The following is a 25,854-nucleotide window of genomic DNA, read 5'->3' as shown; positions in this document are numbered from 1 at the left end:
GTTTTTTAGTTTTTTAGTTATTCAGTGGATGTAAGGTTAAAGAGAAAGATATTTCCGAGGTACTTTTCTTAGTAAATGATCGAAATGGACAGACATTTGCAGACAGAATTGCTTTTGCATTTCAAGTAAATCTGCAGAAGGAATAACCACCCAATAATCGGTACCAAACATTACTTTTTCTCTTATCTCGGGCTCCGAGTCAAGCTCTTTTTGAAAACGGTTAAACGTCTTCATATCTGCCACATTATAAGAAAAGTCGGCAAACACGTTCCACGATGGGTTTTTAAGCATCTCTTTAATCTTATTAATTCTGGAGTGCGATCCCTTTTTTTCATATTCCTCCCAGTCAGAATTACCACTGAAATGAGCCAGATTAAGCTTAAGGGTGTTATATTTTCTGAGCACAGGCTCCCAGTGTTCTGGCCCGTTCAGATACCTTGCTCTTTCAGTCCTCGAATCCCCGGGGATGCGGAAATCTTTATAGTTCCCATTCTCTTTTACCCTTATGCTTCGGTCAAAAGTAGAAACACTTTCCCCTCCGCAATGGGTAAGTACAGGGATATTTTTTTCTGCACAGATCTGAAAAATAGGGTCTAAGCGGTCATCATTGGGAAGATATCCCAAGGAAGGGTAACATTTCACTCCATAAAAAGAGGTTACAGGATCTTTAAATGCTTCGAGAAAAAGTTCATATAAATTTTCTTCCCTGTCTGCCAAATCAGATCTTCTGGGATCTACGGCCAAAAATGGAAGTATGGCTCTTTTTCCTGTTATCTCTTTTATTTCTTTGATCTGTTCAAGATATTTTTTCTTAGGCGTTTTACCCCAGCCTGTTTCAAGGTCCATCATCAGTACTCCCAGTACCATAGGATGCACTTTATAAGAATCAAGCGTATTTATAGAAAAATTACTCATATAGTAATCCAGAATTTCCAGCATACTGTTCTTTTTAAAGACAATACTGAAGGCATCTTTTATTTTATTGCTCAGGAACTCAGAACTGTCTGTGATCTCCACAACCTTTTCCATTTCCTGTTTAATCTGTTGCCACTTTTCTTCATGATCCAGATTATTTTCCATCATCATCTGATACACTTCTTCTTCTTCCTTATTCAAAAGAGAGTCTTTGTCGGAAAATGCTTCAAGATTAAAAAGATCTTTTAAATGACTGGTTCCCATTTTCAGGAGAAGGTATCCTATAGTAATACATTTTCTGTCAAAAATGTGTGTATGCACGTCAATGAGACAGTCTTTATCCAGCAGTGCCACTCTTGCCTTTTCGGTAAGGCGATGGGATGGGTTGTCCGAAATCTGCTCTCTGGCAGTTTTCAGAAAAGTTTCAGTGTCCATGGTATATAAGTTTTTAGTTTTGGTTTAGTTTTTATAATCTACATCATCACTTACTTCTCCGATTGTTCTTTTATATTACTCATAATTTCCTTAATAGGTATCCCTTCATTTGCAGCTGCTCTAGTCCCTATATCATCAATAATATATCCGCCATCCGACTCGCTTTTACCGGCATGATGAAGTGCAATGACCTCCCAGTCTTTATTAAATACGGGTGATCCGCTGGATCCTTTTTCGGTATCGGTTGTGTAATATATTTTACCGTTATATTTTCCTATAATAACGTCCGAAGCGATTTGTTTTGTTTCCCCAAGGGCATGTTGAATAATGACTACACTGTCCTCTTTGCTAATAGTGGAAGAATCTCCAAATTTCAGAAATCCCCATTCACTTATCGGAAAATCAGGATTGTCTTTTATTTTGACACGCGCATAGTCTAATGCAGCATCTTTAATAATTGTATTCGGTTCCAGATAGTACTCTGTTGATTTCTTAAGAACACCGGCTATATCTTCCTCATAATTGAAGATGATCTTTGCTGCAGCGGCTCTTTCTTCTGTTGGCAGCACATGAAAATTCGTGATCAGAAATCCTCCTTCAACAACAAATCCTGTTCCCTTATCACCATCGTCTCTTATGATCTGACAGACACTTTTTGACGCGATAATGCCTTGTTCAAGCCACTTAATTTTCAGCAGATTATTCTTTTCTCCGATGATTTTTTCAAGATGGTCATCATTTTCAAATTGATAGATATCCTTTAAATTATTATTTCTCTCTATGGCTTTCGGTATGGTTCTCCTTGCCAGATTCAGCGTATTATTACTAATTATCGAGGTCTCTACCCTAGCATTATCAGGCGATATCATTCCCATTGCAATTCTGGACTGCAATGAGTTGTAATTGGCAAGGTTTAATATAATGATCGTATCTATTGAATCTGAAAGATGCGAGTATTTATCTTTCAAAAGCAGCAGGGCTTCTTCAAGGTTTCCTTCAATAACAAGGTCCCCGATTATTTGGGTTAATCGTTGGTTGAGTTCCATGGTAATTTTAAATTTAAAGTTATTAGCTGACCTAATTTACGCAAATATTATCAAAAATAACAAACTCAGGATCAAAAACTTAAAGACCTTTTCACAAAACACCATGAGATAAATAAATTTGTATTTGAAACACGATTCATCGGTCTTTAGAAACAATTGACAAAACTTTTCTCTAACAAATTTAAGTCATAACCCAATCCCTAACCATTACCCTTTCGGGTGAATTTATCATGAAAGAACCATCATATTATTTATAATTTCAGTCTCTAAAAAAAACATTTCAATCGTTCCAAGTTCAGATTTCTATTTAAAGTAATTCTAAATTACATGAAAATAAAAAAACTCCAAAATACTTCACACAAGGCTTTTCATGAAAATAGTCCAAAATATCAAGATTGAAATTAAGTAAAAACACTGAATGGCATCTACCCCATTCTGATTAATTTTGAGTAAACAAAAACTGAAAATTATGGATCACTTAAAAAGCAACCCTCCATTTCTCAAAAAGGAGATGGACTCTAAAACGGCATCCAGGAAACTCTGACAAATACAGATTTCTCGAGATGAGATGTTGAAGACACTTTAATCATCAAATTTTAACGAAATGATTTGAATACAATCTCCCCAACGACGATTATTATTTCGAAGTGTCTGCCTCTGCCTCAAAATGATTACCAGATCCAATTTTAAAACCCATTAACTGATAACCATAAAAACGATATATCATGCTTAAACGTAAAAAAGAAAGTCTTGAAAAAGGAAGTGAGCTGCTCCGTAAGAGTTCAGGAGAAAATCAGGGTACTCTGGCCCAAGTGATGGACGGATATTCGAAACTTCTCATTGATGATCCGGTATTACCCTTTAAGGAAGAAAACCTCCAAGACATCGCCAACAATGTAGATTACGGGGTACTGGCAGCATTGGATGGCACCTGGGTAAGCTACAACGCTAATTACAATCAAAATATAGGAAAACCATCATTGGCAGGAGGAATACACACAACGATTATGCCTTCTCCAGGAACAAATTCAGGAACAATTCCCGGCAAATTCAGCTTCGACTGTGAAGAGTATATCGAAAAGCTGACCTTTTCTCTGGTTGCCGGAGGTGTCCGTAACCGTGGCGGTGCCAGTGAGTTATTCTGTGGGGCTGTAAAATATGAGCAAACCATAAAAAGCGTTAATAAAGAAGAAGGAAAGCCCGGTTTACAATATGCCGGCATTCATGAGGAAAACGGAATGTATTTATGGCTGAGCGATGTCTACAATCATGCCGCTACCAAAGAATCGATTGAGAAAGACCGCGGTATTCATGCTTTTTCTGATGAGGATTTTAAAAATTACGGATATACGGGAGAATACAGAGACGAGCCTCTGGTTCAGATATCTGCGGATGAAAATCATAAAAAATACATTCTTTTAAGCGAACTTCAGCCGGGACAGGAGTACTATGAGATTATTCCTGCTCAGGAGCTCAAGCCGGGAGACGGTATAAAAGGTCCTTACTTTATTCCTGACTACTCTATTTCCAGAAGTGGTGTTATTCCTCACGGCAGCACAATTACTTTACTGGGAGACATTGCTCCGGACGGTAACAATTACTTAATTAACGGTTCCCCAAAGTTTCCATACGGTAATGCTGCGTGGCAGACGGATCACCTTGCGATTTCGCAAACCATGGGAGGAGCAGGTGCAAGTCCTACACATCCTATTGATCTGGATCAGCCGGCACCAGCCTGGGTTCATGAAAAACTGAACGATCATAATGACAAAGGTTCGAATAAAATTTACACACAGCGAATTCTTGCCAATGATTTGTATCCGTATTCCGTACGACCGGATTTACGTCTTAGAGATACTTTAAGCGGACAGAATGTGGTCAACTATGTCCTTGTTCAGATGTCCTCAAAAATGAAAACCGGCGCTCAGGGAGGAATTTTAAATGTCCCTTTTGTGAATCGTTTCGTTCCTACGGTTGAAGTGGATTTCCGTCTGTGGATTGAAACTGTGATTGAAGATGGAAAAGAAATTCTTCAACTGCAATATGAGCAGATTGTGTTTTTCGAATTTGATTTCGGAAATGATGGTGGAACGACAAGCTGGCCTCACATCCAGGTCAATACACTTCGTAAATTACAAGATATCCCTGAAGATCAGAGGCGTGTGATAGAAGAGCAGTTCTTTGACTGTAAACCTGCCACTATAGGTACTGTTGAAACAGCTAATGCTGCTTCGGGGTGTCCTTATCATAAAGGATAGAATTACTCAAAACAGAAAAAAAGAGGCCAATTATTGCCTCTTTTTTTATTTCTCCGGCGATTACAACAAGTCCAAATATATACCTGTCCAGTCAATTACTACAGATTCTCGTAAGTCTGATCCACCAGGAAAGATACTGCCTTTTTGATCTTCTCACGGCCTTCCTCCGTACTGAGGTCTATTCCGCAAAAAACGCTGCCATTCAAGGAAGAATACATATTTAGATAATAAAGTCCTGAAATGATAATAGCCGTTATGGCACGGAAATCCTGTGTACGTTCCCCAAAATGAGGCTCGATAATGAATTTAAATAGACCCTCTCCGTTTTCCTCCTGCGCATTGGTCATTTTTGTTAATGATTTTCTGGACTCAGATAAGCGCCACAGTAATAGTTTTTGCAGCTCCTTATTTTTGAATACATAATCGTATTGCTCCAATAACATGGCTTCCGTAAATAATCTCCCGCCGCTTTCCATATCCGGCACCATTTTTTCGGTCGTTACATTACTCCAGTAATCCTTAGATCTGATATATTCGTCCATAAGACCATCCATTCCACCAAAATAGGTGTAGATCATTTTCTTATCTACTCCCGCGACGGTGGCGATATCATTCACTTTTAATCCTGCATATCCTTTCGTTTTCAGAATTTTTCCAACCGCATCCAAAAATTTCTTTTTACTGCGTTCCTTGTTTCGGATGCTGCCTGCTGCTGATTTTCTTTCCATGATTAAACATTAGATTATACAAGTTTATGAAATTTTTAATTATTTTAGACACTCGTTAGTGTCTAATTTTATATATTTGCACAAACTAAGCCATTCTATATATATTTAAACACTCATTAAGTTGAAAAAGCTAAAGACAATTCAGATCGCAGTATTGCGTAAGTCAGGACAGAACAGCCAGCAGGCACAGGGAAAATCCGACCTTTTATCCAAGGATAAATTGTTGGTTGAAAGTATTTCGATTTCTTTTAAAGATTCTTTCTTTCATTCCCATTCCGGAGGTTGCACAAGTACCGATTAACAAAATAAGGATTGATTTGAATTCCCAATTTCGGACAGGATCAGAAATCTTTTGCAGTTTTTATCCAAAAGCTCCAGAAGAAAGTCCATGAAAGCTAAATGATCCTATCCTTAAAATGGTTCCCCCGGTTTATTCTCTCAGTTTAAGAATACTTCAGAAATAACCATAGAACGAAGCACTTAAACATGAGGTTTTGAAACAAGCGAAAATGTGGTTGTACCCGTAACATAAAGACAATTTCGAACCAAATTACTAAGGTAAAAACACTTAATGTAAGCAGCATCATTAGAACTCTAATGGTGCTGTTTTTATTTTCCCGGAAGCTTTCGGCTAAAACATTTGCCTAGTCGAATCAATACAATTAATTCCTTTTTTGCTCAACTTTCAATATGCAGCATCGTGATTGAATTTTGCGTTTAAAAAACAGAAATATTATTTTTCTACTGACAACCTCTTGTCACACCACCACCCTATTTTTGTTGAATAATTTAAAATTTAAAAAAATGAATTTAGTTTCCATACGAATTATCACAGCCCAAATCGAAAGTCTGGTGAAATTTTATGAACAGATCACAGGGGTTCCTGCCATACAGTATACTCCTGATTTCGCTGAACTGAAAACATCAACTGCAACCCTTGCCATCGGAAGTACGAAAACTTTACAATTTTTTGGAAGAGAAAGTGTGGCACAGCCTGCTGAAAACCGTACTGCAATAATAGAATTTATGGTTGAGGACGTAGATCAGGAATTTAACCGCTTAAAAAATGTACTGTCTTCTTATATTGTTCAGGAACCTACAACCATGCCCTGGGGAAATAAATCGTTACTGTTCAGGGATCCGGATGGTAATCTTGTCAATTTCTTTACACCTGTAACGAAGGAGTCAATAGAAAAATTCGCGACTAAGCAGGAATAATGTGTGCGATTGGGTTAAAAATATTATTTAAATACTATTATAAATTAAGGCTTGGATTTTATCATCTGAGCCTTTTTTATATATACAATCAATTTATTTTTACTGAATTTAAATTTCAGATCGCGCATAGTTTTGAGGAAGGCAAAGACTTCGACTGCGTCGTTGATAAAGCTCTCGGATAATAAACGTTCGCTTAGCCGAATCAATGCAATTGATTTTCTCTTTGTTCTCCTTTCAATACATAGAATGATGATCAAACTTTGTATTTAAAAAATAGGAAGCAAGCTTTTTTTAAACATTAAGACATTAAGATCTAAAAGATGGATGTTTAAAGAACTAAAAAAAAGTCGATTTATTGATTTCTTCATTTATAACAATAAGCATACTGCTTAAATCCTCAATGTTTAAATTAAGAAATAAACTAAAGTTTATTGAGGTTAAGAAAATTAAGGTCAACTTTAAACAGACTATTATAGGCTTGATTGTCTTTATTTTACTCCCCAAGTTTTGAAATTAATCGCATTTTTCCCGATATCCAGATCGCCTCTTTTTAGTACCACATTTTAATTTCATTTTCATATCAATAAAAAACTTAATATTAAGAATTTGTAAAATAATTTGAATTATAATGTAAATTGGAACAGGATTGGGAAGTAATTTAAGCTTAGTTGGGGTTAAAGAAGCACCATGAAAAAACCTGAAGTAGGAATTTACCTTAATAAATTCCCTCTTTCAACTTGCTTTCCCCGATAAATAAACACCAATAAAAACAATACAATGGAAAAAAAACTAATTTCGAAAAAACCCGGAAAAAGGAAGAAGGTCATACTGATCATCATTGGGACTCTGCTCCTTTTAGCACTTATTTTTCCGTTTGCGTTGAATATCTATCTCAAAAATAAGCTGCCGGAACTGGTGAATGAAAAAACACCTTATCAAATTCGTCTTGATAATTTCAGCCTTAATCTTTTTAAGGGTGATATTTCCGCGAATTCGATAAACATTACGACCAAACAGACTAAAGACCCGACTGTTACTCACATCAACGGAAATATAAAAAGCCTGCGTGTACAGAATTTTGGGATCTGGAAGGCGATCTTTAACAAATCTTATCATGTCAAAGAGCTACAGCTTATTGATCCTGATGTGAAAGTGATTCTGGGAAAATCAAAGGAGAAAAAAGATGCCCCAAAGAAGAAAATCAATTTCGGGATTGAAAATATTTTGGTAACCAACGGACACATTTCTGTGAAGGATAAAAACAAAAAAGATCTCGTTACCGGAAAAAATGTTAATATTAATCTTACAGAAATTAAGCTGAGTGAAAATGTATCAAAAATACCTGTTGAGTTTAAAGATTTTAAGATTGATGCCCATGATATTCTTATCACTGTAAACGATTTTTATCAGATTTATGCTACAAAAATTGACGCGAAAAATAAGCAGCTCAATATTTCTGAGTTTCACCTGAAGCCCATTGAAACCCCTGCACTTTACAACGCAAAAAATGTCTTTGACCTGAAGATCAGTCAGCTAGCGGCGGATAATTTCACAGTGAGTAAGGATTCTCTTATCATTGAAAATGCAAAATTCGTAAAACCACAACTGACGGTTACTTCAACCAACAAAAAAGAGGTTAAAGAAAATCCCAAAGAAGTCAACCTGAAAATAGGTATCAAAAACCTTGATTTTGGGCAGGGCTCTGTTCTTATTCAGCAAAGAGATAAAACAAAAGTGGCTTCTGTAGATAATTTCCATCTGAATCTTAAGGATATTGTTTTCGACAAAAAAACGGTGAAAGAAAAGATACCTTTTGCATTTTCCACGCATAATATTGAGTTTGAAAATATCTACTTCAAAACGGATCCACTGCAGGCAGTGAACATTAAAAAAATCACGTCAAATGATTCCAATATTTTAATCAATGATATTGCATTTACGGCCCTTGGAAAGAGTGCTACAAAAGATGTTTTCAATATTAAAACCGAGAAAGTTGAAATACTGAATAATACTTCAAAATTTGCAGGACAACAGCTGCAGCTGCAATTGGGAAAAATTAATGTGTATCATCCCCACGTAGAAATCATTGCAGCCACGCATAAACCAAAGGTTACTAAAAAAAGCAACCCTGCCACACCTGATCTGTTGGCTCATCTTGGAGCGCTTCATATTATAGACGGTACTTTTGTCCAAAAAAAGGAGGGTCATGATAAAATGAAGGTTGAAAATTTCAATGTACAGCTTAATTCAGTTACAACCAATAAAGATATTCTTAAGGAATCTATTCCATTTCATAGTAAAAATCAGCTTATTACGGCAAAGAAAATCGATGTGGATGCAGGAAAATATTATCGTCTGAAAGTTGATCAGATCAAAAATACAGGAAAAGAGACCGCTCTGAACAACTTTGCTTTCCTTCCTAAATATTCCAGAGCTCAGTTTAACCGTTTAATTGCAGTTGAAGAAGATTTGTACACCATAAAGGCAAAATCAGTGATGATTAAGGATAAAAATTCAGCATTGGGAGCAAAAACAAGCATAGACCTGGATCAGATTATTTTTGATGGCATCGACTGTAATATCTATCATGATCTGGCACCGCCGGATGACATTGGAATACGTTATATGTTCAGCAAAAAGCTTCGTGACGTGAAATTCCCGCTTTATATCAGAAATATAGATATTAAAAACTCACACCTTACCTATGAGGAAGTTGCTGAAAAAGCGAAAATACCGGGTAAGCTCACTTTTGCCCATTTTAACGCGAAAATCAGAGATGTAAACAGTGCTAAAATGAAAGGAAAACCAACAATGGTGAAAGTAGATTCAAATTTTGACTTTTTTGGAGATGCTCCTACGGATGTGCACTGGCAGTTTGATGTAGCCAATACCAATGGTGATTATGCCATCAATGGAACCATTAAAAATCTGTCCGTACAAAATGCCAACCTGTTTGTAAGGCCTTATCTTAATGTAAGCTTAGACGGGCAAATTCATTATCTGAAATTTGACTATAAAGGAAGCAGCAAGCAAATCGGTGGTAATTTTTACTTTAAATATACCGACATGCAGGTCAACTTTTTAAATAAAAATACGGGTAAAGAGAGAAAACTTCTCAGCGCTGTTGCCAATATTTTTGTGAAAAACGACTCAAAAGGTGAACCCAATCATGTAGAAGTGGATGTAAAGCGTGATCCCAATAAGAGTTTCTTCAATACGCTGTGGCAGGGAATTATGGAGGGGTTGAAGAAGTATCTGATTTAGTTTCGGGTTTCGGGTTGGAGAGTTTGAGAGTCGGAGCGTTGGAGGGTTTGAGCTTTTCGCCATGTCTGATGTCTAAAATCTGACGTCTTGCATCTTGGCTCTTAATTCTTAGTTCCAGCAAAGCAAAACCCACCATTGACTCTCAAACCCGGCCTCGCTATTTTTTCGATATAAAACCTATCGCTTCCTGAATGTTTTTGTCGGCCAGCAGATCATTGAAATTGTCCTGTTTTGAAACTGCGATGTCTGGAAGGACTTTTTCATAATAGTTGCCATATCTGTCGCTGTCATAGGCTACACTTAAAAGCAGCATGGTATCAAAAGGCAGTCCGATATCAACATTCGATGTAGTCATTCCAAAGGTGGGCTCTCCAATCAAAATGGTATTGGGTCTGCCTTTAAATGCTAACGCCGTCACTTCTCCGGAACTGGCGGTTAACGGACCTGTAATGACCGCTACTTTCGCTTTGTCGAGCAATTCTCCTTTAGGATTGATATAAGATGATTTTTTAGAATTACTTAGGTAGTTTCCTTTTTCCAGCTTTACCTTAGAATTCTGTTTTTTATTACGGTCAACGGTACCCCAAATATCATTATCACCCAGTAGATCGTATAAAGCGAGCAGCATCGCAGAAGAATTCCCACCTGTATTAAAGCGTAAATCAAGAATCCAGCCTTTTGTTTTATTTTTAGCTTTAAAATCAGCAATCTGGTCATACATAGACTGAGCTATTTTATGAACATTTTCAGAACTGAAATCTAAGAACGTAACATTCGGCATTAAAATATATCCAATATTTCCATTCAGGGCTTTCACTTCAAAACCAGGTTTGGTTGCGAATTTTTCTTTCCATTGGGTGCTTAAATTATCTATTGATGCTTTTACCGTTGTTCCATAGGGCTTATTCTGGTAAAAAACCTTGCAGTGTGTTGCGCCTATTTTACCAAATAATACCTCTGTTTCCTTTAATGAACTTTTAAAATCACTGTACTTCGTTAAATTCTGATTGGTTTCATCACCGACAGTTTTCCAGTCTACATCCTTTCTAAGAAGATAATCTGATTTTAACATCACCAGTAATTTATCGTAGAATACTTTTATACTATCCTGTGAGGTCTTTACTTTCTGTGCATTCAAACAGAATGATAAACTGCAAATACAAAGCAATATCAATATTTTTTTCATGTTTTATTCTGGTAGTTATTAATTTTGTTAAGAATCTAATATAATTAAATTAAAAATATTTAAAACCATTTATTTTAAATTTAATTGCGGGAAAAAAGCCGTTTCTCCGTCGAATTTTAATACGCTCAAAGCGAAATTATAGTCCATCTTTTCCAACTTCAACCCCAAAAATTCAATTTTTCACCACCAACTCCAATTATTAACATAAAATTATCATCAATTTTACACCGTCTCTCCTTTTTATCGATGACAGGAAACAGAACGTCATTTCTGGCTGGTGATCAGGGTATTCCGTGCGAAGCATATGAATTAAATACAGGAAAAGTAATATAAATTTTAAAAAAACATATCAATAAATCAGAGCAGAATAATTTCTTTTGTGCTTTAATCTTTATTTTCCTTTGATTTATTTTAGCTTATGGGTAAATTTGTATAAAAATAAAATTCATGAACTATACACTTGAGCTCAATACACAGGAACCCGGTTCCAATATTGTATTTAACACAATCGTATTTGATCCGTTCAAGGTTAATATAATTGAAAGATATGTGGGAAAGATGAATTTCCATCCTAAATTATCTTACGTCTTATTTAAAATCAGAACTCTGGATAATGAAATCATTAAAACAAGAGATGGCAATGGAAGGGTAAAAATCAAGGGAGATCATTTCGAAACGTACCAGAGACTGGTAAGAGTTCTGAATTCTTATGACTATAAAAATAAGCTGATCAACCGAAAGGAAGCTGATCAGGATTATGTTCACTTTATTCTGAGCCTGGTGCTTGCCAATTATCAGCTGAGCTAGTTTTTTTTCGCTGGTACCTGACCGATATTCAAAGAAAGAAACCTGGAAGCAGGAAAGAAAAGTGTATTGAAGTCCAAAGAACAGCCATATTCTGGTTCTTAGTGTCTTTTTGAAAACTGTTGACTTTACAATAGTTGTCAGAAATGAAAAGTTCTTGCAGTAACTTCCAGCCTCCTTCTTCCATCTTCCGGTCCTAAAAACATACATCTTATGGATCATAAAACAGTTTTGAAGAAGGCCAATTCAGCGATCTCGGAGGGTGATCATGAAACCTTCCTTGCATATTGCATGGAACATATTAAATGGACATTCATGGGAGATCAGGTACTTTCAGGAAAAGACGAAATACGCCAGTATATGGCTGATACCTACAAAAAACCACCAAAGTTTAATGTAGAACTGATGATTGAAGAAGATGATTATGTAACCGCAGTAGGTATCATAAGCCTTTTTAATGAAGACGGCCAATGGATAGCATATGATTATTGCGACATCTGGAGATTTGAAGATGGCCAAATGGCTGAACTGAAAGCTTTTGTTGTTGAGAAATAATATTCTTTAAAGGCCAAACAGGATCATCAAAACAGATAGCTACAACCTGACTGGCACGAACTATTAAAAATAATGGTGATATCAAGTTGCAGCTATTAAAATGAAGTCATCTTTATACTGAAGTATTTAGTACAGCTGAGATAACGAGTTCTCTTTTTTTATAGAATGAACAATTTCGTCTATTTTCCCGTATCCTGCGCCATATAGTATACCTGCCATACTGATCCGCTTTACGCCACAGTCAGTAAGTTCATCAACAGATGAAAGGGCTGAAATACCGACCACATTGACAGGAAGCTCTACAGCCGAAACAATTTTTCTAACTGTCTCTGTGTCTTTTAACCCGATCACAAACAACCCGTCAGTTCCGGCATCTTTATAAAGCTTTGCTCTATTGATCACGGTTTCCGTTGGATGATCTATTTTTTGTGCAAACACATCTGTTCTTGCATTGATGAATAATTTTTGGTTGGTTTCATGAAGATAATTCGTGATGGATTTCAGTTTTTCCAGGAAAATATCCTCGCCCTGATTATCCTCAAGATTAATGCCCGCCACGCCTATATCTATCATCTGCTGAATATGTGAATGAAGAACGTCAAGGTCATTGGTGTAGCCCCGCTCCAAATCTACAGTAAGCGGAATACCCGTGCTTGCCTTGATCCTTTTCACTATATAAAGCAGCTCATCAAAAGGGATCTGCTCACCATCTTTATACCCCAAGGAATCGGCGATGGCACCACTGGAAGTAGCGATGGCGCTGAATCCTGCTTTTTCTATAATCTGTGCACTTTTAACATTCCAGGCATTGGCCAGTAACAAAGGCTGAGCCTGATAATGCAAGTCGTAAAATATCTGATACTGATTCATAATATTGTATTTTAAATTGATTTGATGATTGTATATTTTTCAGATTAAGATTTTGGTTCATCTTATGGATTAAAAGACAGATGCATCCAATTTTTGAATTCCGGAAATAAGAAATCTGTTGGTTAAGAAAATCCGGGTGTCGTATTCTGTACAACACCCGGATGTGCTGAAATAATTTAATCGGCAATGGTTCCCATACTCATATTGACAATAGTCCCGGTCATTCCGCTTGCACGATCGGAAGCCATGAATGCAGCAACTTCCGCCATTTCCTGAAGCAATGGTAAACGTTTGCTATGCGTATTTCTTTCGATGATCCCCTGAAACTGCTCACGGGAAAGACCATTGGCTTTAGCATGAAGTCCATATACTTCCTCCATCGTATCACTGTCTGCCATACCTTCAGGACGAATTCCTATCGCTCTCACCCCTGTAGATCCTAATTCAGCGGAAAGATCTCTGATAAGTGCTTCTTCAGCAGCCATCGCAACCGCTACTCCGCCCATATGCGGGATTGCTACCCTTGAAGGGCTTGACGTAACGGTCATAATAACTCCCGATCCATTGGCGCCCATATGTCTTCCGGCTACTCTCGCCGTTAAAAAATTAGACTGTACATGAGATAAAAGAGGAGCCATAAAATCTTCAACATCAAGATCTACCAATGCAACACCCTGTAATTTTGTATTGCGGAGACCCACTGCGTTAAATGAAATGTCAATATTTCCTGACTGATTCACCACATAATCTAAATGGTCTGTGATTTGAGATTCATTAAGTGCGTCAACTTCTGCAACTTCCGCATAACCACCGGCAGCATTAATTCTAGCAGCTACAGCCTCCACTTTTGATTTGTTACGACCTGTTAAATACACCTTTGCTCCTTCCCGGGCAAATGTTTTTGCTACTGTACTTCCGACAGCTCCGCCGGCTCCATAAATAATGGCAATTTTTTTTGTTAATAACATAATTCTGTTTGTTTTTGATTTAGTGTTCTTATGAACATGACAAAGATATCGTCTATATCAAACATTAATACATGGTAAAATAGACAACTTAACGTGTTGATTTGGACAACACATTATCATACCTTTGTAAAAAATTAAGGATGAAACAAGTAACGATTCTTGTTCCTGCGGGCAATGTTAATCTGAGCAGTGTAGTAGGAACTCTGGAAATACTGACCGAAGCTAATGAGTATTGGCGAAAAGCAGGGAAAAGCTCAGGTATAGAAATCCGGGTGGCAGGTGTATTGACCGAACTGAAAGAGAATAACAGTTTTTATTCCCTTAATCCGGTTGATGTAAGTACTGTCAGAAAACATGATCTGGTTATTATCCCTTCCATCTCCCATCCGAAAGGTTTTGCTCAGCTGATCAAGGATAACCCGGACTTGATTGACTGGATCAGGAAACAATATAAAGAGGGCGCTGAAATAGCCAGCATCTGCACCGGAGCATTTCTTCTCGCTGCTACAGGATTATTGAATAACAAAACCTGCTCCACTCACTGGCAGGCTGAAAATGATTTTAAAGCACTTTTTCCGAACATCGATCTTCAAACGGATAAGCTTCTTCTAGCCGGACATGGGTTATATACCAATGGTGGGGCTTTTTCATTTTTAAATCTGGTACTGCTTCTGGTTGAGAAATATTTTGACCGCGAAACGGCTGTTTACTGTTCAAAAGTTTTTCAGATAGATCCGGGTAGAAGCCTGCAGTCCCCTTTTGCCATTTTTCAGCCGCAGAAAAACCATGATGATGAAGTCATTATCAAGGCACAAAGTTATATCGAACAGAATGTCAGCGAAAAAATATCTTTTGAAAAACTGGCTTCCCAACTGGCCATAAGCCGGCGAAACTTTGACCGTCGCTTTATTAAAGCCACCCACAATACTCCTGTTGAATATATGCAGCGAGTGAAGATCGAAGCTGCAAAAAGTGCACTGGAAAGAGGCAGAAAAGGTATTTTTGAAATTATGGAAGAAGTGGGTTATAGTGATGAAAGAGCATTCAAAGATGTTTTTAAAAAATTAACAGGCCTTTCACCGAGTGATTATAAAGCCAGATTTAATAAGGAATCCGGTTTTTTTCAGGATTTGATGTGATAGTGATTAAAGCCAAGAGCCAAGATGTCAGATTTCAGACATGAGACTTTGAGCTGAGATTGAGATTGAGATTTAGAAATGTGAAGGGTGAATTTTGCTTCGCAAGTGAATGGTGAATTTTTTCATTGACAGAAGTTTTCAGATGGTGATTAGATTTCAGACGTCAGATTTCATATATCTGAAAACCCAAAACCTACACCCCGAAACACTCAAACACTCAAACCCTCCGACTCTCCAACCCAAAACCCGCACCCCGAAACTCTTAAACCTTAAACACACCTGAAGTTTTGACTCATGGTTCGTGGCTCTTGACTCTTGACTCTTATCCAGAACTCTGGTTAATATCTGTTATTTTTAATGAAAGCAACAGCGTCCACTTCGATCTGCATATGATCCAGTGCCAATTTAGGGACAGGAATTAAAGTACTGGCCGGGAACGTATGGTCTTTCCATGTTGTATGCATTTCTTCCGTCCATATTTTAAGTTTTTCCTGATCATGATCAACGATGAGGATCGTGATTTTAAGGACATCATTAACCCCTAATCCATATTCCGAAAGCACTGTTTCTAAATTTTTCAGAGACCACTTCACCTGAGTTCTGAAATCTGCAGAAAGGCTATGCTTCAAACCTTCTCCACCGCTTTGCCCGGATATAAATACATACTGTCCTTCCCCATCATGGCTGGTAGCATGAGAAAAAGCAAACGGAGTGGGATCAAAAAGGGATTTGGGGTTTTTGTTGATGACAGAGGATGTATGAGTTTGAGAAAAGGCAAGGCATCCTAAGCAGAATGCAGAAAGGTTGAATATGATACGCTTCATGATATTTTTTGTATTGAATTAACAGAGCAAATGTAGATTTCAACATTTTTAAAACATTCAACATATGTTGACATTTTTGTTTTTTATTGGCTGTACATTCGTGGAATTTTTGCATCCTGAATACAGAAACGGAAATGAAAAGCGGAAGATCCGGATGATGAAAATAAAAAACCTCCAAATTAATTTGAAGGTCTTATTTTTCTAGCGGAACATGACTGATCAGCCAAAACCAATTCCTCATATTACATTATATAAATATTCAGGAAAACATCAACCGTTAAATAACAGTTCCTCCTTTTGCCTGGAAGTCTTTCTTCATCCTTGCATATCTTTCGGGATCTATCGGTTTGGAAGCGCTTTCTATAATACTTGACTTAAAACCTAAGTCCAGCGCATCATTGGCTGTATAGTACACACAATAATCGGCGGCTACTCCGCAAACGGCTACTTCGGTAACTCCACGTCCTTTAAGATAATCAGCCATACCTGTGGATTTTTTTCTGCCATTATCGAAAAAGCCACTGTAACTGTCAATTTCTTTATCCATTCCTTTTCTAAAAATAGCCTCAACAGCATTTGTTAAAAGTTCCGGAACCAGCTCTGCTCCTTTTGTTCCCTGTATACAGTGTTCGGGCCACAATACCTGGTTCAGCCCATTTAAGGATATTTCTTCAAACGGTTCTTTCCCCGGATGAGACGTAACGAAACTCTTGTGACCTCTCGGGTGCCAGTCCTGTGTAGCGACCACCAAATCATATTTGGACTGTAAATCGTTGATTGTCTGTACAATCTCATCACCTTGGTTAACGGCCAGAGAGCCTCCCGGTAAGAAATCATACTGTACATCGATAATAATTAAAGCATTCATAATAAAGGTTATATGTTATTAGTTTATTTTGGATTGGATATTTTACCTTTTCTATTTTATACAATAGAGAAATGATAAATCTAAAACCGGCAGTCCGGCTAAAACAAATTTAATTAATATTTCAATACATGGTGATTTTTTTAATAATAAATTACAAACACATTATCAATACACTAGAATACATTCAAAACACTTATAATTTTACCATTTTCAGTTTAAAAAAAAGAGCGCACCGCTAGATTTCTAACGGTGCGCTCTGGTCTTATATTAATAGTCGTTTAGCCTTTCGCCTTTTCATCGGTGAACAACTGAAGGCCTTCTTTTCTGTCAATAAGCTGTAACGGGTACAGTTTTGGATTGTACTCACCGTTTAAAACCTCATTCAGGGCATGTTTTTTCGACTCTCCGAATGCAATAACCAGTATATTTTCAGCCTTGTTAATCAATGGTGAAGTCAAAGTGATTCTGAACATTTCCTGAGATTTCAGATAATACGCGGACACCCACTTTTCATTTTCATCCAAAACAGCCTCACCCGGAAACAGAGAAGCGGTATGCCCGTCATCTCCCATTCCTAAAAGGATAAAATCAAAAACGCCTTCATTTCCGAGAACATTTTTAATCTGTTGTTCGTATTCAGCAGCATAATCTTCCGGAAGGATTCCGTCTTCATACATAGGGAAGATATGATCTTTATTGACGGGAACCTTGTTCAGAAGGGTCTCGAATGTCATTCGTGCATTGCTTTTATCATCGTCTAAAGGAACCCATCGCTCATCTACCCAAAAAAAGTACACTTTATTCCATTCTATTTTGTCTGCATATTCTTCAGTCGCCAGCAAATTAAAAATAGCTTTAGGAGAAGAACCTCCACTTAGTGCGACCACAAAACGGTCATTGTTCTGAATCGATTTTTTGGAAAGTTCAACAAATGTATCTGCTGCTTTTGTATATAATTTCTCCAGATCGTTAAATACTGTGATATTCATTTTTCGTCTAATTTAAATTGATATGTTACACCCAGTTATGCCCCTGTCTTTCAACCAGTGCAATACTTTCTTTCGGGCCCCAGCTTCCTGCTTCATAGTTTGGAAAAGATGCATCTTTATTGCCTGCCCAGGCTTCCTGAATGGTTTTGACAACATCCCAGGCTTCTTCCACCTGATCAGAACGCATAAATAAGGTAAGATCTCCTATAAGTGCGTCCAGCAATAGTGTTTCGTAAGCTTCAGGGGTATCTTCCTGACAGGCGAAATTGTCGAAAATCATTTCAACAGGCTTTAACACCAATGAAAGTCCCGGTTTTTTTGCCATAAACTGCAGTCTGATATCCATTAATGGCTGAATGTTGATAATCAACCTATTAGCAGATAAGTGCTGTGAGCTTTCTGAGAAGGTAGAATGTGGAAGCGGTTTAAACTGAATGGTAATATAAGAATGCTTTTCCTTCATTTTCTTCCCTGTACGAACGTAAAAAGGAACGTCCTGCCATCTTTCATTATCCAGATAGAATTTTACAGCAGCAAAAGTTTCCGTATTGGAATCGGTAGCAATTCCGTCTTCCTGACGATAGCCTTTAGCTTCTACTCCATTCACGATGCCTTTTCCGTACTGGCCTCTTACGGCATAATGATCCACCTGATCTGCCGGAATTCTGCGGATAGATTTCAAAACATCTACCTTACGGTCTCTGATTTCGCCCGCTTCCAGTGAAGCCGGTGGTTCCATAGCGACCATACAGAGGATCTGTAATAAATGGTTCTGAATCATATCCTTAAGCGCTCCGGTCTGCTCATAGAAAGCACCTCTGGTTTCCACGCCTACTTCTTCCGCAACGGTAATCTGTACGGATTCTATATGCTTACGGTCCCATAAAGGTTCAAAAATAGAATTTCCGAATCTGAACGCCAATATATTCTGTACCGTTTCTTTCCCCAGATAATGATCGATACGATAGATCTGCTCCTCTTCAAAAGTTTCAGCCAATAAACTGTTCAGTTCAATTGCCGACTGCTTATCATGACCGAATGGTTTCTCGATAATGATGCGGTCTTTCTTAGCGTCAGAAGCTAATGCTGAATTTTTGATATGATTGGAAATGGTAGAAACGAAATCAGGTCCAATGGATAAATAAAACAACCTGTTCCCTCTCGTTCCGTAAACCTTATCAAAATCCTCTAATTTCTGGTGCAGATTTTTGTAAGAACTTTCCTCATCCAGCTGATGCTGAAAATAAGTAATATGAGCCTGAAAACCGGCCCAATCTTCTGTAGTTATCTTTTTTCTTGAGAAATTCTCAAGGTTTTCTTTAATGTAGTTTTTAAAATATTCATTGGTATTATCTGCTCTTCCGAGTGCCAGAATATTAAAACCTTTGGGCATTCTGCCGTCGATGTATAAATTATAAAACGCCGGAAAAAGTTTTCTTTTCGCCAAATCTCCTGTCGCACCAAAAATGATAATTGTAGTTGGCTTCAAGACTTTATTGTCATTCATTTTTCCCAATTTTAATCGTTTGCAGTTTGCCATGAAGTGTGAAAAACACCTTCTCTGTCTGTTCTCTGATAGGTATGTGCTCCGAAATAATCCCGCTGCGCCTGAATCAGATTCACAGGCAGTGATTCTGTGGTATAGGCATCAAAATATCCCAAAGCGGTCTGAAGTCCAAGACTTGAAATACCATTTGAAGCAGCATAGGCGGCCGTTTTTCGTAATGATTTAATTTTCCCTTTAACGATCTCGGAAATATCTTTATCCAGTAAAATATTGGACAGAAGAGGATCTTTCGTGTATGCAGAATAGAACTTTTCCAACAGCACTGAACGGATGATACATCCTCCTCTCCAGATTTTCACCACATCTTTCAATGGAATCTGGAAATTATATTCTTCAGAAGCTTTTACCAGTAAAGCCAAACCTTGTGCATAGCTGATCAATGTCGCCAGATATAAAGCGTCACCCACTTCTTTAATGAATAATTCTGTATTTTCCGGACTTACCATTTCTTTCTCAGCATACAGTTGAGAAGCCTGAACCCTCTCTTCTTTATAGGCTGATAAAATTCTTGAAGTTACTGCAATATCAATAGTAGGGATAGAAACTCCAATTTCCATAGCTTGCTCAGAGGTCCATTTTCCGGTTCCCTTAGCTCCTGCTTTATCTAAGATCTGATCGACAAGATAACCCTCTGTCAATGAATCTTTTTGCTGAAAAATATCTCTTGTGATCTCGATCAGGAATGAATTCATTTCACCATTATTCCATTCTTTAAAAATCTGATATAACTGATCGTTGTTTAAATTCGCTCCTCTTTTCAACAAATCATAGGCTTCGCTGATGAGCTGCATGATCGCGTATTCAATTCCGTTGTGAACCATTTTCACATAGTTTCCAGCAGAATCTTTCCCCATATAAGCGGTACACGCTTCATTGCCCACTTTGGCTGAAATAGCTTCCAGCATAGGCTGAATAAGATGGAAAGCTTCCAGATCTCCACCCGGCATGATGCTTGGTCCTGTTCTGGCTCCTTTCTCACCTCCGGAAACGCCCATTCCCATAAAGTGAAGATTTTTTGAAGCCAGATCCGCGACACGTCTGTTGGTATCTTTGAAATAAGAATTACCGGCATCAATGACGATATCTCCTTTGCTTAAAAGCGGTGTGATGCTTTCCAGAACTGCATCTACAGGTTTTCCGGCCGGAACCATAAGAATAATTTTCCTTGGGGTTTCCAGTGCAGATACAAAATCTTCCATCGTATCTGTTCCTTTTACTTTCATTTCTGAGGTGGCGCCGTCCTGTAGTTCTTTTACTTTCTCTCCATCAAGGTCGAATCCGGCGATAGAAAAGCCGTTATCGGCAATATTATAAAGAAGATTGCGCCCCATTACTCCAAGGCCAATCATTCCGTAATTATATTTTTCCATTTATTTATTAGTATGAATTCTGTTATACAGAGAATAAAATTACGCAAATGCCAATCAGGAAAAAAATAAATGGATAGAAAAAAATTCTTCAAAACGGAAAGACAAAAGCCTATTCATTTAATTCACACTTTTAAAAACCGCTAAAACGCATTGCATCAGTAATTTAAAAACATCTCAATGCATAAAATTCACACAATAAGGATTTAATAACTTATTTTGAATAAAGCATAAAAATAGTATCCAAATAAATCCTGTTTATCTGAATACTATTTATAACATTCCGGCATCGGTTTATAATGATACTACTTTACGCACTAACCGGCTCAGATCATATTGTTAAACTCCACAGGCACTCTTTTTGTGATCAAAGGTCTGGCCACCTGTGCATCTGCCTGTATTTTGGTGTCATCTGCATTGAACAGCAGTTCCCATATGTTTTTATCAGAACTGAAGTTTCTTTCTTTCTGAACAATGAGAATTCTTATAAATCCTTTAAGCCCTTTGCTAATGATTTTTTCTCCATGATCACTTTTTAGGGTATTATTTTCCTTATCATACCAGTATGTTCCGTAATAGCTTTCTACAGGCATTCCTCCCATATCATTTTCCAATTTTGTGACCACTACATACTGTTGCTCATAGGTGGTGTTGATCTCCGGTAAATCTTTAAATGATGTAGTATTTACTTCCACCGTTCCATATTTGTTTACTTCATTGATCCATGCTTCAGGGATGGCTGAATCGATGGCAAGTACATATTCTACCCAGGTTTTTTCAGACCACTTGCTGGTGAGATCTTCTAATTTTGACTGGCCTCCATAAAATCTGCTTTTGATAACACTTCGGGTAGCAACTCTCATTAAGCTCCATGCCTGGCGTTGATCCTGCAGGGTAAAGACGGCATCTGATAAATGCTTATCCGATAAATCCAACAGATAGGCGGAAGAAGTGATTTTAGGCGTTTCAGCGGCCAAATCAAATGTAAAACCTACTGGTCCCTGTGGCACAAAAATAAAATTATCAGAATCAACTGAAGTGCCATTACCGGGCAGCGCAAGAGACTTGATATGAGATAAATTTGGACTGGCTCCAAAATTAAGGTACGCTTCCACATTACCTTCTTTAGTAAGGTAGTTCAGTTTTTCAATTCCGATTTCAAGTCCATAGGCAAGACCCGCCTCATTAAAGACATTTCCTTCTACCACAGCCATAATAGGTGCTGCATTTTGATTTAGTGTTTTTTCCTGTTCAGAGGTAATGGATTCTGTGAGCGGGATGAAAAATCTTACAACCGGAGCCGACAGTTTTTCTTCACGCTTACACAACTGAATAAAACGTTTCCATTGGTTTTTAACCACAGTCTTATTCTTATTCTCATCAACATGATCTATCGGTACTTTTCCTTCTATCACCCGATGTTCTTCTGAATTTATTTGATCTATAAATGCATAACGGGAATAAGCCGTGACAGCAAAACGATGGTAGAGCGCTTTTGTTTCTGCTTTATTTTCGATGGAAAACAATAGTTGCTCATTGATCTCTCCGTCACTTGATTTTAAACGGGCCTGTCTGACCGTACCCGTATGATCCGGTCTGGTGGAGAATGACCAGGCTTCCCACTCCATAGCCTGACTGGTTTTATATTTTTCAGAATGTTTCGGATCAAGAGAAACATTGGTGTTATTCAGATATTCCGGTTCACCGGATACATCCAGCCGTCCGTCCCAATACCACCGCTGATGTCTTATTTCCAATTTACTGATATAGGCAAACTCTAAACTGATGTCGGTTTTGAATTTTTTTGCCCCGGCAAAGACTTTTACATAATCATTATCCTGAAACGGAACATCTTTATTACTGTCATCTTTGATGTTGATGAGTTCCCAAAGTTCCTCTTCCAGATGGCCGGAAGGATGTTTGGCAGCCTCAAAGCAGTAAGAAACGGGAGCAAATTTAAAATAGTTTTTATAGGTATTTGCTGTTCTGTCTTCCGGAATCAGAGATTCGTGCAGCATTTCTTCATTTCCTCCTTTAACAAAGTATTTCTGATCGACCAGCGAAAAGAACTTCATTTCAATAATCTCTCCTTTTTTTACGGTAAAGATATTGTCAGTTTTATTATATCCTGTTGAATCTTTGTTCCAGGAAACCGTAAACGGATCTTTATGTTTGCTGTCCAGCTCAAAACTGTTCAGCGCCGTTACCTTTGGAAATGCGGTGCTCCATTCAACAAGAATCAGGTCAGATACAGCCGGATCCGGTAGTTTAAGATCACTTTTTTGGGTATCACTTTCATCTTTGTTTAAAAATGCTTTGACTGCTTCCAGTAATTTATCTGTACCCTGATATTCCAGCAATTCATTCAGTGTTTTCTTTTCAAACGCAAACCAGTCCCAGATACCCGTTGTAGCCCTGGAAATATCGAAAGTTATTATATGATTGAATTTCTCTGATCCGGAAAGTGTAAGATGGGTATATTCCTTTTCTTTCCAGAAAGATAGTTCTTTTGCCAGTGGCATAAAATCAGGAGGTTCCTGATGCGAAAACTGCCCCGTAGATGCATTGATCTCCGGTGATATATTAGGAGATGCAATCGCCACTTTTCTGAGGTGATGGTAATTTTTAACCAAACTGTTGTGTTCAGTAATGACCGGACTTTCGTCGAACATATTTAAACTGCTGCCGGATCTCAGTACAGGAGGCAGAACGCCGCTGTTTAACACCACAAATCCCACAAACTGATAATGGTAGCCATACCAGAATTCCGGACATTTAAAATCCATTTTATACGGGGATGATGTGGTTCTATTTCCGGCTGCTGCTACCGGTGCCTGTAGCGTAGTATTATGCAGTGTAAGATTGGGGTCTACAATGCCCCGCTTATGATTCGTTAAAGATAAAGACAGCAAAGGCATTCCATCCACTTCAGGCAGGAATAAGGGTTTAAGAAGTGTCGTGCCGGTATCAGTATCATTAATCGTTAAGGTTGTTTTATTCAGATAATGCCAGGATGCGGGGTCAAATTCTTTTACATAAGGTTCTTTACTTCGCTGATTCAACAGTACGAATCCTGCAATTTCATCCGAGATGTCATCGGTATCGTTATGTATCCTGCTGTCTGAATATACCTTTACCTGTATAGCCGGAGGATCATAAACCGGGGCTTTTTCTTTTTTAATCTTAGCCTTTAATCCTTTTACATTTTCTGCCAGATAATCGTTAAACAATTTTTTTATATCATCGGTTTCTTCTGCTTCATCTACGTGCAGGAAACTTAGCAGGCATAACGGATCTTTTTTGACGTTGTCCCAAACCTGTGCAATATCTGTTTCGAGTTTTGACATAAATTCTCCAATAGATGCAGTTCCTGAAATGTGGTATTGCTGATAATACACAGCCTGATTATACTGCATCATAAATTCTATATGGAGTTTTTTTTCCGGTAATTTTATTTCTTGTTGCCCTGATTGAAGTGAGTTATCTAGAATGAACTTCAAAACTTCATCATACAACCTTCCGATAATGATCCTTTTTTCCGGTGTTGCCAGTTGACGGCAATCTTCAATAAGAGCACCCCAGGATTCTATCCATTTGCCCACCCATTCGGTTTTTGAGTTATTTTCGGGAAGTGATAATTCAACAGTCTGGGTTGTTTCATCCATTTTCCGGCATAAACGATGTATTTCTTTAACCGATGCCTTGTTATCCGTAAAATCAGTAAGAAGGATTTCTTTTAATTTTTTCGTCAGTTTTATTAAATTGGCATTGGTCTTTGTGATATCCACCCATGACTGATATATAACCGGATCAATCTCTTTTTGAAAATAACCGCTTCCATCAGGTAATTCTTTAGTATGAGGAAAGAAAGGTTCCAACACCAACCGCCACATCAGCCCGTCAATGGCTCTGACGTTTTTTTCAAAAGATTTTTCATCAGCGGTAAAAAGCTTAATACTGTCAGCATCTCCCAGGCAGTCCTGCAGCAGAACAGGAAAATCTAAATAGGATCCTATATTGTTGTAATAATCTGTGGTCCAGTCAAGATCCTGCAACACTTCAATCTCAACCTTCCCATCATAGTTTCCTTTTTCATCTCTGAGGTAGATATTCCCCTTTTGAACCGTTTCTTCGGGAATTTCAGTCTCAATACAGATATACTTATTCTCGAAGCTTATGCCCTTCTCATCCGTCTGACCATAATTCAGCTCCCAAAGCCCGGAACCGATTGGCCGCGGGCCTGCTGTCGGTTCGGTATCATGTAAAGGAAATGCCAGGAATTTTGTTGTTCCTGCAGGAATATTTGGCCGTGTGGGATCCGCTGTATGCTGTTTTCCGAAAAGCACAAGTCCTATCTGTTCGTTCAGAGGTGCCAGCATTTGGGAAAAATTGGCGAAAGCCATGTTGGAGTAGCCTTCTCCTAAGTTTTCATAGTCATATTCTTTAAAATTCTTATCATCAACAGTAATATTCTGGTTTACTCCATCAAAACTGTATTTCAGACGTGTCTCCACCCCAATATTAATCTCCAGTTCTTCTTTTATATACTCCATATAGTTAGGAGGTAATCCTACTGCTGAATTCCCTACTACAACACAATCTCTGTGTTCAAAATTAGGACTTGCAGGGTCATTAAAAAAATAGAGTCTGATTCTGTTGTGCTGAAGATGTGTATTAAAATTTTTCAACAACTCCTTTGCTGCGTGAAATTCTTCTACTGTAACAATTTTATCAAACGACAGACCGGTAATGCTTACCGCTACCGTCATTTGTGGAGTTCCTGCATCATCAGTGGTTTGGATACAGCTAGGGTCTATGGCTATTTGTAAATTATTACTCATATCGTGGTGCTA

Annotated in this window: 19 protein-coding genes; 7 read left to right on the top strand and 12 right to left on the bottom strand. The window is 37.9% G+C overall.

Going from position 1 to position 25,854, the window contains the following annotated elements:
- Positions 1 to 36: 36 nt before the first annotated feature.
- Both IW22_RS06565 and IW22_RS23590 read right to left on the bottom strand, forming a co-directional pair.
- Positions 37 to 1,350 carry an amidohydrolase family protein gene (locus IW22_RS06565; RefSeq protein WP_034725154.1) on the bottom strand — a complete coding sequence of 438 codons (1,314 nt, stop codon included), beginning with the start codon at positions 1,348 to 1,350 and terminating at the stop codon, positions 37 to 39.
- A gap of 50 nt (positions 1,351 to 1,400) precedes the next feature.
- The gene (locus IW22_RS23590; RefSeq protein WP_051891132.1) at positions 1,401 to 2,396 is read right to left on the bottom strand and encodes a trypsin-like peptidase domain-containing protein; all 996 of its coding nucleotides are present in this window, start codon (positions 2,394 to 2,396) and stop codon (positions 1,401 to 1,403) included.
- Between the two features lie 725 nt (positions 2,397 to 3,121).
- Between IW22_RS23590 and IW22_RS06555 the strand changes: the two genes are divergently transcribed.
- Positions 3,122 to 4,654 carry a peroxidase, FMP-type gene (locus tag IW22_RS06555; RefSeq protein WP_034725152.1) on the top strand — a complete coding sequence of 511 codons (1,533 nt, stop codon included), beginning with the start codon at positions 3,122 to 3,124 and terminating at the stop codon, positions 4,652 to 4,654.
- Between the two features lie 98 nt (positions 4,655 to 4,752).
- Here the strand turns inward: IW22_RS06555 and IW22_RS06550 are convergent, their stop codons facing one another.
- Complete coding sequence (locus IW22_RS06550; RefSeq protein ID WP_034725151.1) at positions 4,753 to 5,382, bottom strand: TetR/AcrR family transcriptional regulator; 630 nt, start codon at positions 5,380 to 5,382, stop codon at positions 4,753 to 4,755.
- Positions 5,383 to 5,503: 121 nt separating this feature from the next.
- Between IW22_RS06550 and IW22_RS06545 the strand changes: the two genes are divergently transcribed.
- From IW22_RS06545 to IW22_RS06530, 3 genes are all read left to right on the top strand, one after another.
- Positions 5,504 to 5,683: a hypothetical protein gene (locus tag IW22_RS06545; RefSeq protein WP_034725149.1), complete on the top strand. Its 180-nt coding sequence runs from the start codon at positions 5,504 to 5,506 to the stop codon at positions 5,681 to 5,683.
- A gap of 503 nt (positions 5,684 to 6,186) precedes the next feature.
- Complete coding sequence (locus tag IW22_RS06540) at positions 6,187 to 6,600, top strand: VOC family protein (RefSeq protein ID WP_034725148.1); 414 nt, start codon at positions 6,187 to 6,189, stop codon at positions 6,598 to 6,600.
- A gap of 777 nt (positions 6,601 to 7,377) precedes the next feature.
- Positions 7,378 to 9,864, top strand: coding sequence for a hypothetical protein (locus IW22_RS06530; protein ID WP_034725146.1), 2,487 nt, complete (start codon positions 7,378 to 7,380; stop codon positions 9,862 to 9,864).
- Between the two features lie 157 nt (positions 9,865 to 10,021).
- On the opposite strand, the gene IW22_RS06525 is transcribed toward IW22_RS06530, so the two are convergent.
- Positions 10,022 to 11,050 (bottom strand): S41 family peptidase, encoded by a 1,029-nt coding sequence (locus IW22_RS06525; protein WP_034725143.1) that lies wholly within the window; start codon positions 11,048 to 11,050, stop codon positions 10,022 to 10,024.
- 447 nt (positions 11,051 to 11,497) lie between these two features.
- On the opposite strand from IW22_RS06525, the gene IW22_RS06520 reads away from it, so the two are divergent.
- Together IW22_RS06520 and IW22_RS06515 are read left to right on the top strand one after the other, a co-directional pair.
- Positions 11,498 to 11,857, top strand: coding sequence for a hypothetical protein (locus IW22_RS06520; protein ID WP_034725142.1), 360 nt, complete (start codon positions 11,498 to 11,500; stop codon positions 11,855 to 11,857).
- Positions 11,858 to 12,067: 210 nt separating this feature from the next.
- The gene (locus IW22_RS06515) at positions 12,068 to 12,409 is read left to right on the top strand and encodes a nuclear transport factor 2 family protein (RefSeq protein WP_034725140.1); all 342 of its coding nucleotides are present in this window, start codon (positions 12,068 to 12,070) and stop codon (positions 12,407 to 12,409) included.
- A 126-nt stretch (positions 12,410 to 12,535) separates the two neighbouring features.
- Here IW22_RS06515 and IW22_RS06510 read toward each other — a convergent pair whose 3' ends face one another.
- Both IW22_RS06510 and IW22_RS06505 read right to left on the bottom strand, forming a co-directional pair.
- Positions 12,536 to 13,279 (bottom strand): isocitrate lyase/phosphoenolpyruvate mutase family protein, encoded by a 744-nt coding sequence (locus IW22_RS06510; protein WP_034725139.1) that lies wholly within the window; start codon positions 13,277 to 13,279, stop codon positions 12,536 to 12,538.
- Between the two features lie 176 nt (positions 13,280 to 13,455).
- Positions 13,456 to 14,247, bottom strand: a complete 792-nt coding sequence (locus IW22_RS06505) for an SDR family NAD(P)-dependent oxidoreductase (RefSeq protein WP_034725137.1) — start codon at positions 14,245 to 14,247, stop codon at positions 13,456 to 13,458.
- Positions 14,248 to 14,387: 140 nt separating this feature from the next.
- On the opposite strand from IW22_RS06505, the gene IW22_RS06500 reads away from it, so the two are divergent.
- Complete coding sequence (locus IW22_RS06500) at positions 14,388 to 15,386, top strand: GlxA family transcriptional regulator (RefSeq protein ID WP_034725136.1); 999 nt, start codon at positions 14,388 to 14,390, stop codon at positions 15,384 to 15,386.
- Between the two features lie 338 nt (positions 15,387 to 15,724).
- Here IW22_RS06500 and IW22_RS06495 read toward each other — a convergent pair whose 3' ends face one another.
- From IW22_RS06495 to IW22_RS06470, 6 genes are all read right to left on the bottom strand, one after another.
- Positions 15,725 to 16,210: a RidA family protein gene (locus IW22_RS06495; RefSeq protein WP_081873900.1), complete on the bottom strand. Its 486-nt coding sequence runs from the start codon at positions 16,208 to 16,210 to the stop codon at positions 15,725 to 15,727.
- Positions 16,211 to 16,487: 277 nt separating this feature from the next.
- Positions 16,488 to 17,078, bottom strand: a complete 591-nt coding sequence (gene pncA, locus IW22_RS06490) for a bifunctional nicotinamidase/pyrazinamidase (RefSeq protein ID WP_034725134.1) — start codon at positions 17,076 to 17,078, stop codon at positions 16,488 to 16,490.
- Positions 17,079 to 17,356: 278 nt separating this feature from the next.
- Positions 17,357 to 18,067 carry a 6-phosphogluconolactonase gene (gene pgl / locus IW22_RS06485; RefSeq protein ID WP_034725133.1) on the bottom strand — a complete coding sequence of 237 codons (711 nt, stop codon included), beginning with the start codon at positions 18,065 to 18,067 and terminating at the stop codon, positions 17,357 to 17,359.
- 25 nt (positions 18,068 to 18,092) lie between these two features.
- Positions 18,093 to 19,574 (bottom strand): glucose-6-phosphate dehydrogenase, encoded by a 1,482-nt coding sequence (gene zwf / locus IW22_RS06480; RefSeq protein ID WP_034725642.1) that lies wholly within the window; start codon positions 19,572 to 19,574, stop codon positions 18,093 to 18,095.
- Between the two features lie 11 nt (positions 19,575 to 19,585).
- A complete protein-coding gene (gene gndA / locus IW22_RS06475) occupies positions 19,586 to 21,004 on the bottom strand; it encodes an NADP-dependent phosphogluconate dehydrogenase (RefSeq protein ID WP_034725131.1) in 1,419 nt (472 codons plus the stop codon).
- 323 nt (positions 21,005 to 21,327) lie between these two features.
- Positions 21,328 to 25,842 (bottom strand): hypothetical protein, encoded by a 4,515-nt coding sequence (locus IW22_RS06470; RefSeq protein WP_034725130.1) that lies wholly within the window; start codon positions 25,840 to 25,842, stop codon positions 21,328 to 21,330.
- Positions 25,843 to 25,854 lie beyond the last annotated feature (12 nt).

The organism is Chryseobacterium sp. JM1, from assembly GCF_000737715.1.
Classification (GTDB): domain Bacteria; phylum Bacteroidota; class Bacteroidia; order Flavobacteriales; family Weeksellaceae; genus Chryseobacterium.
The sequence above is the reverse complement of the archived record's forward strand: the minus strand, read 5'-3'. Positions and strand labels throughout refer to the sequence as shown.

Excerpts from the sequence above, each read along its gene's own strand:
- IW22_RS06530 (WP_034725146.1), top strand. The coding sequence starts at position 7,378 with ATGGAAAAAAAACTAATTTCGAAAAAACCCGGAAAAAGGAAGAAGGTC.
- IW22_RS06555 (WP_034725152.1), top strand. The coding sequence starts at position 3,122 with ATGCTTAAACGTAAAAAAGAAAGTCTTGAAAAAGGAAGTGAGCTGCTC.
- IW22_RS23590 (WP_051891132.1), bottom strand. The coding sequence starts at position 2,396 with ATGGAACTCAACCAACGATTAACCCAAATAATCGGGGACCTTGTTATT.
- gndA (WP_034725131.1), bottom strand. The coding sequence starts at position 21,004 with ATGGAAAAATATAATTACGGAATGATTGGCCTTGGAGTAATGGGGCGC.
- IW22_RS06495 (WP_081873900.1), bottom strand. The coding sequence starts at position 16,210 with ATGAAGCGTATCATATTCAACCTTTCTGCATTCTGCTTAGGATGCCTT.
- IW22_RS06565 (WP_034725154.1), bottom strand. The coding sequence starts at position 1,350 with ATGGACACTGAAACTTTTCTGAAAACTGCCAGAGAGCAGATTTCGGAC.
- IW22_RS06510 (WP_034725139.1), bottom strand. The coding sequence starts at position 13,279 with ATGAATCAGTATCAGATATTTTACGACTTGCATTATCAGGCTCAGCCT.
- IW22_RS06505 (WP_034725137.1), bottom strand. The coding sequence starts at position 14,247 with ATGTTATTAACAAAAAAAATTGCCATTATTTATGGAGCCGGCGGAGCT.
- pgl (WP_034725133.1), bottom strand. The coding sequence starts at position 18,067 with ATGAATATCACAGTATTTAACGATCTGGAGAAATTATATACAAAAGCA.
- IW22_RS06525 (WP_034725143.1), bottom strand. The coding sequence starts at position 11,050 with ATGAAAAAAATATTGATATTGCTTTGTATTTGCAGTTTATCATTCTGT.
- IW22_RS06500 (WP_034725136.1), top strand. The coding sequence starts at position 14,388 with ATGAAACAAGTAACGATTCTTGTTCCTGCGGGCAATGTTAATCTGAGC.
- zwf (WP_034725642.1), bottom strand. The coding sequence starts at position 19,574 with ATGAATGACAATAAAGTCTTGAAGCCAACTACAATTATCATTTTTGGT.
- IW22_RS06470 (WP_034725130.1), bottom strand. The coding sequence starts at position 25,842 with ATGAGTAATAATTTACAAATAGCCATAGACCCTAGCTGTATCCAAACC.
- IW22_RS06550 (WP_034725151.1), bottom strand. The coding sequence starts at position 5,382 with ATGGAAAGAAAATCAGCAGCAGGCAGCATCCGAAACAAGGAACGCAGT.
- IW22_RS06515 (WP_034725140.1), top strand. The coding sequence starts at position 12,068 with ATGGATCATAAAACAGTTTTGAAGAAGGCCAATTCAGCGATCTCGGAG.
- IW22_RS06520 (WP_034725142.1), top strand. The coding sequence starts at position 11,498 with ATGAACTATACACTTGAGCTCAATACACAGGAACCCGGTTCCAATATT.
- IW22_RS06540 (WP_034725148.1), top strand. The coding sequence starts at position 6,187 with ATGAATTTAGTTTCCATACGAATTATCACAGCCCAAATCGAAAGTCTG.
- pncA (WP_034725134.1), bottom strand. The coding sequence starts at position 17,078 with ATGAATGCTTTAATTATTATCGATGTACAGTATGATTTCTTACCGGGA.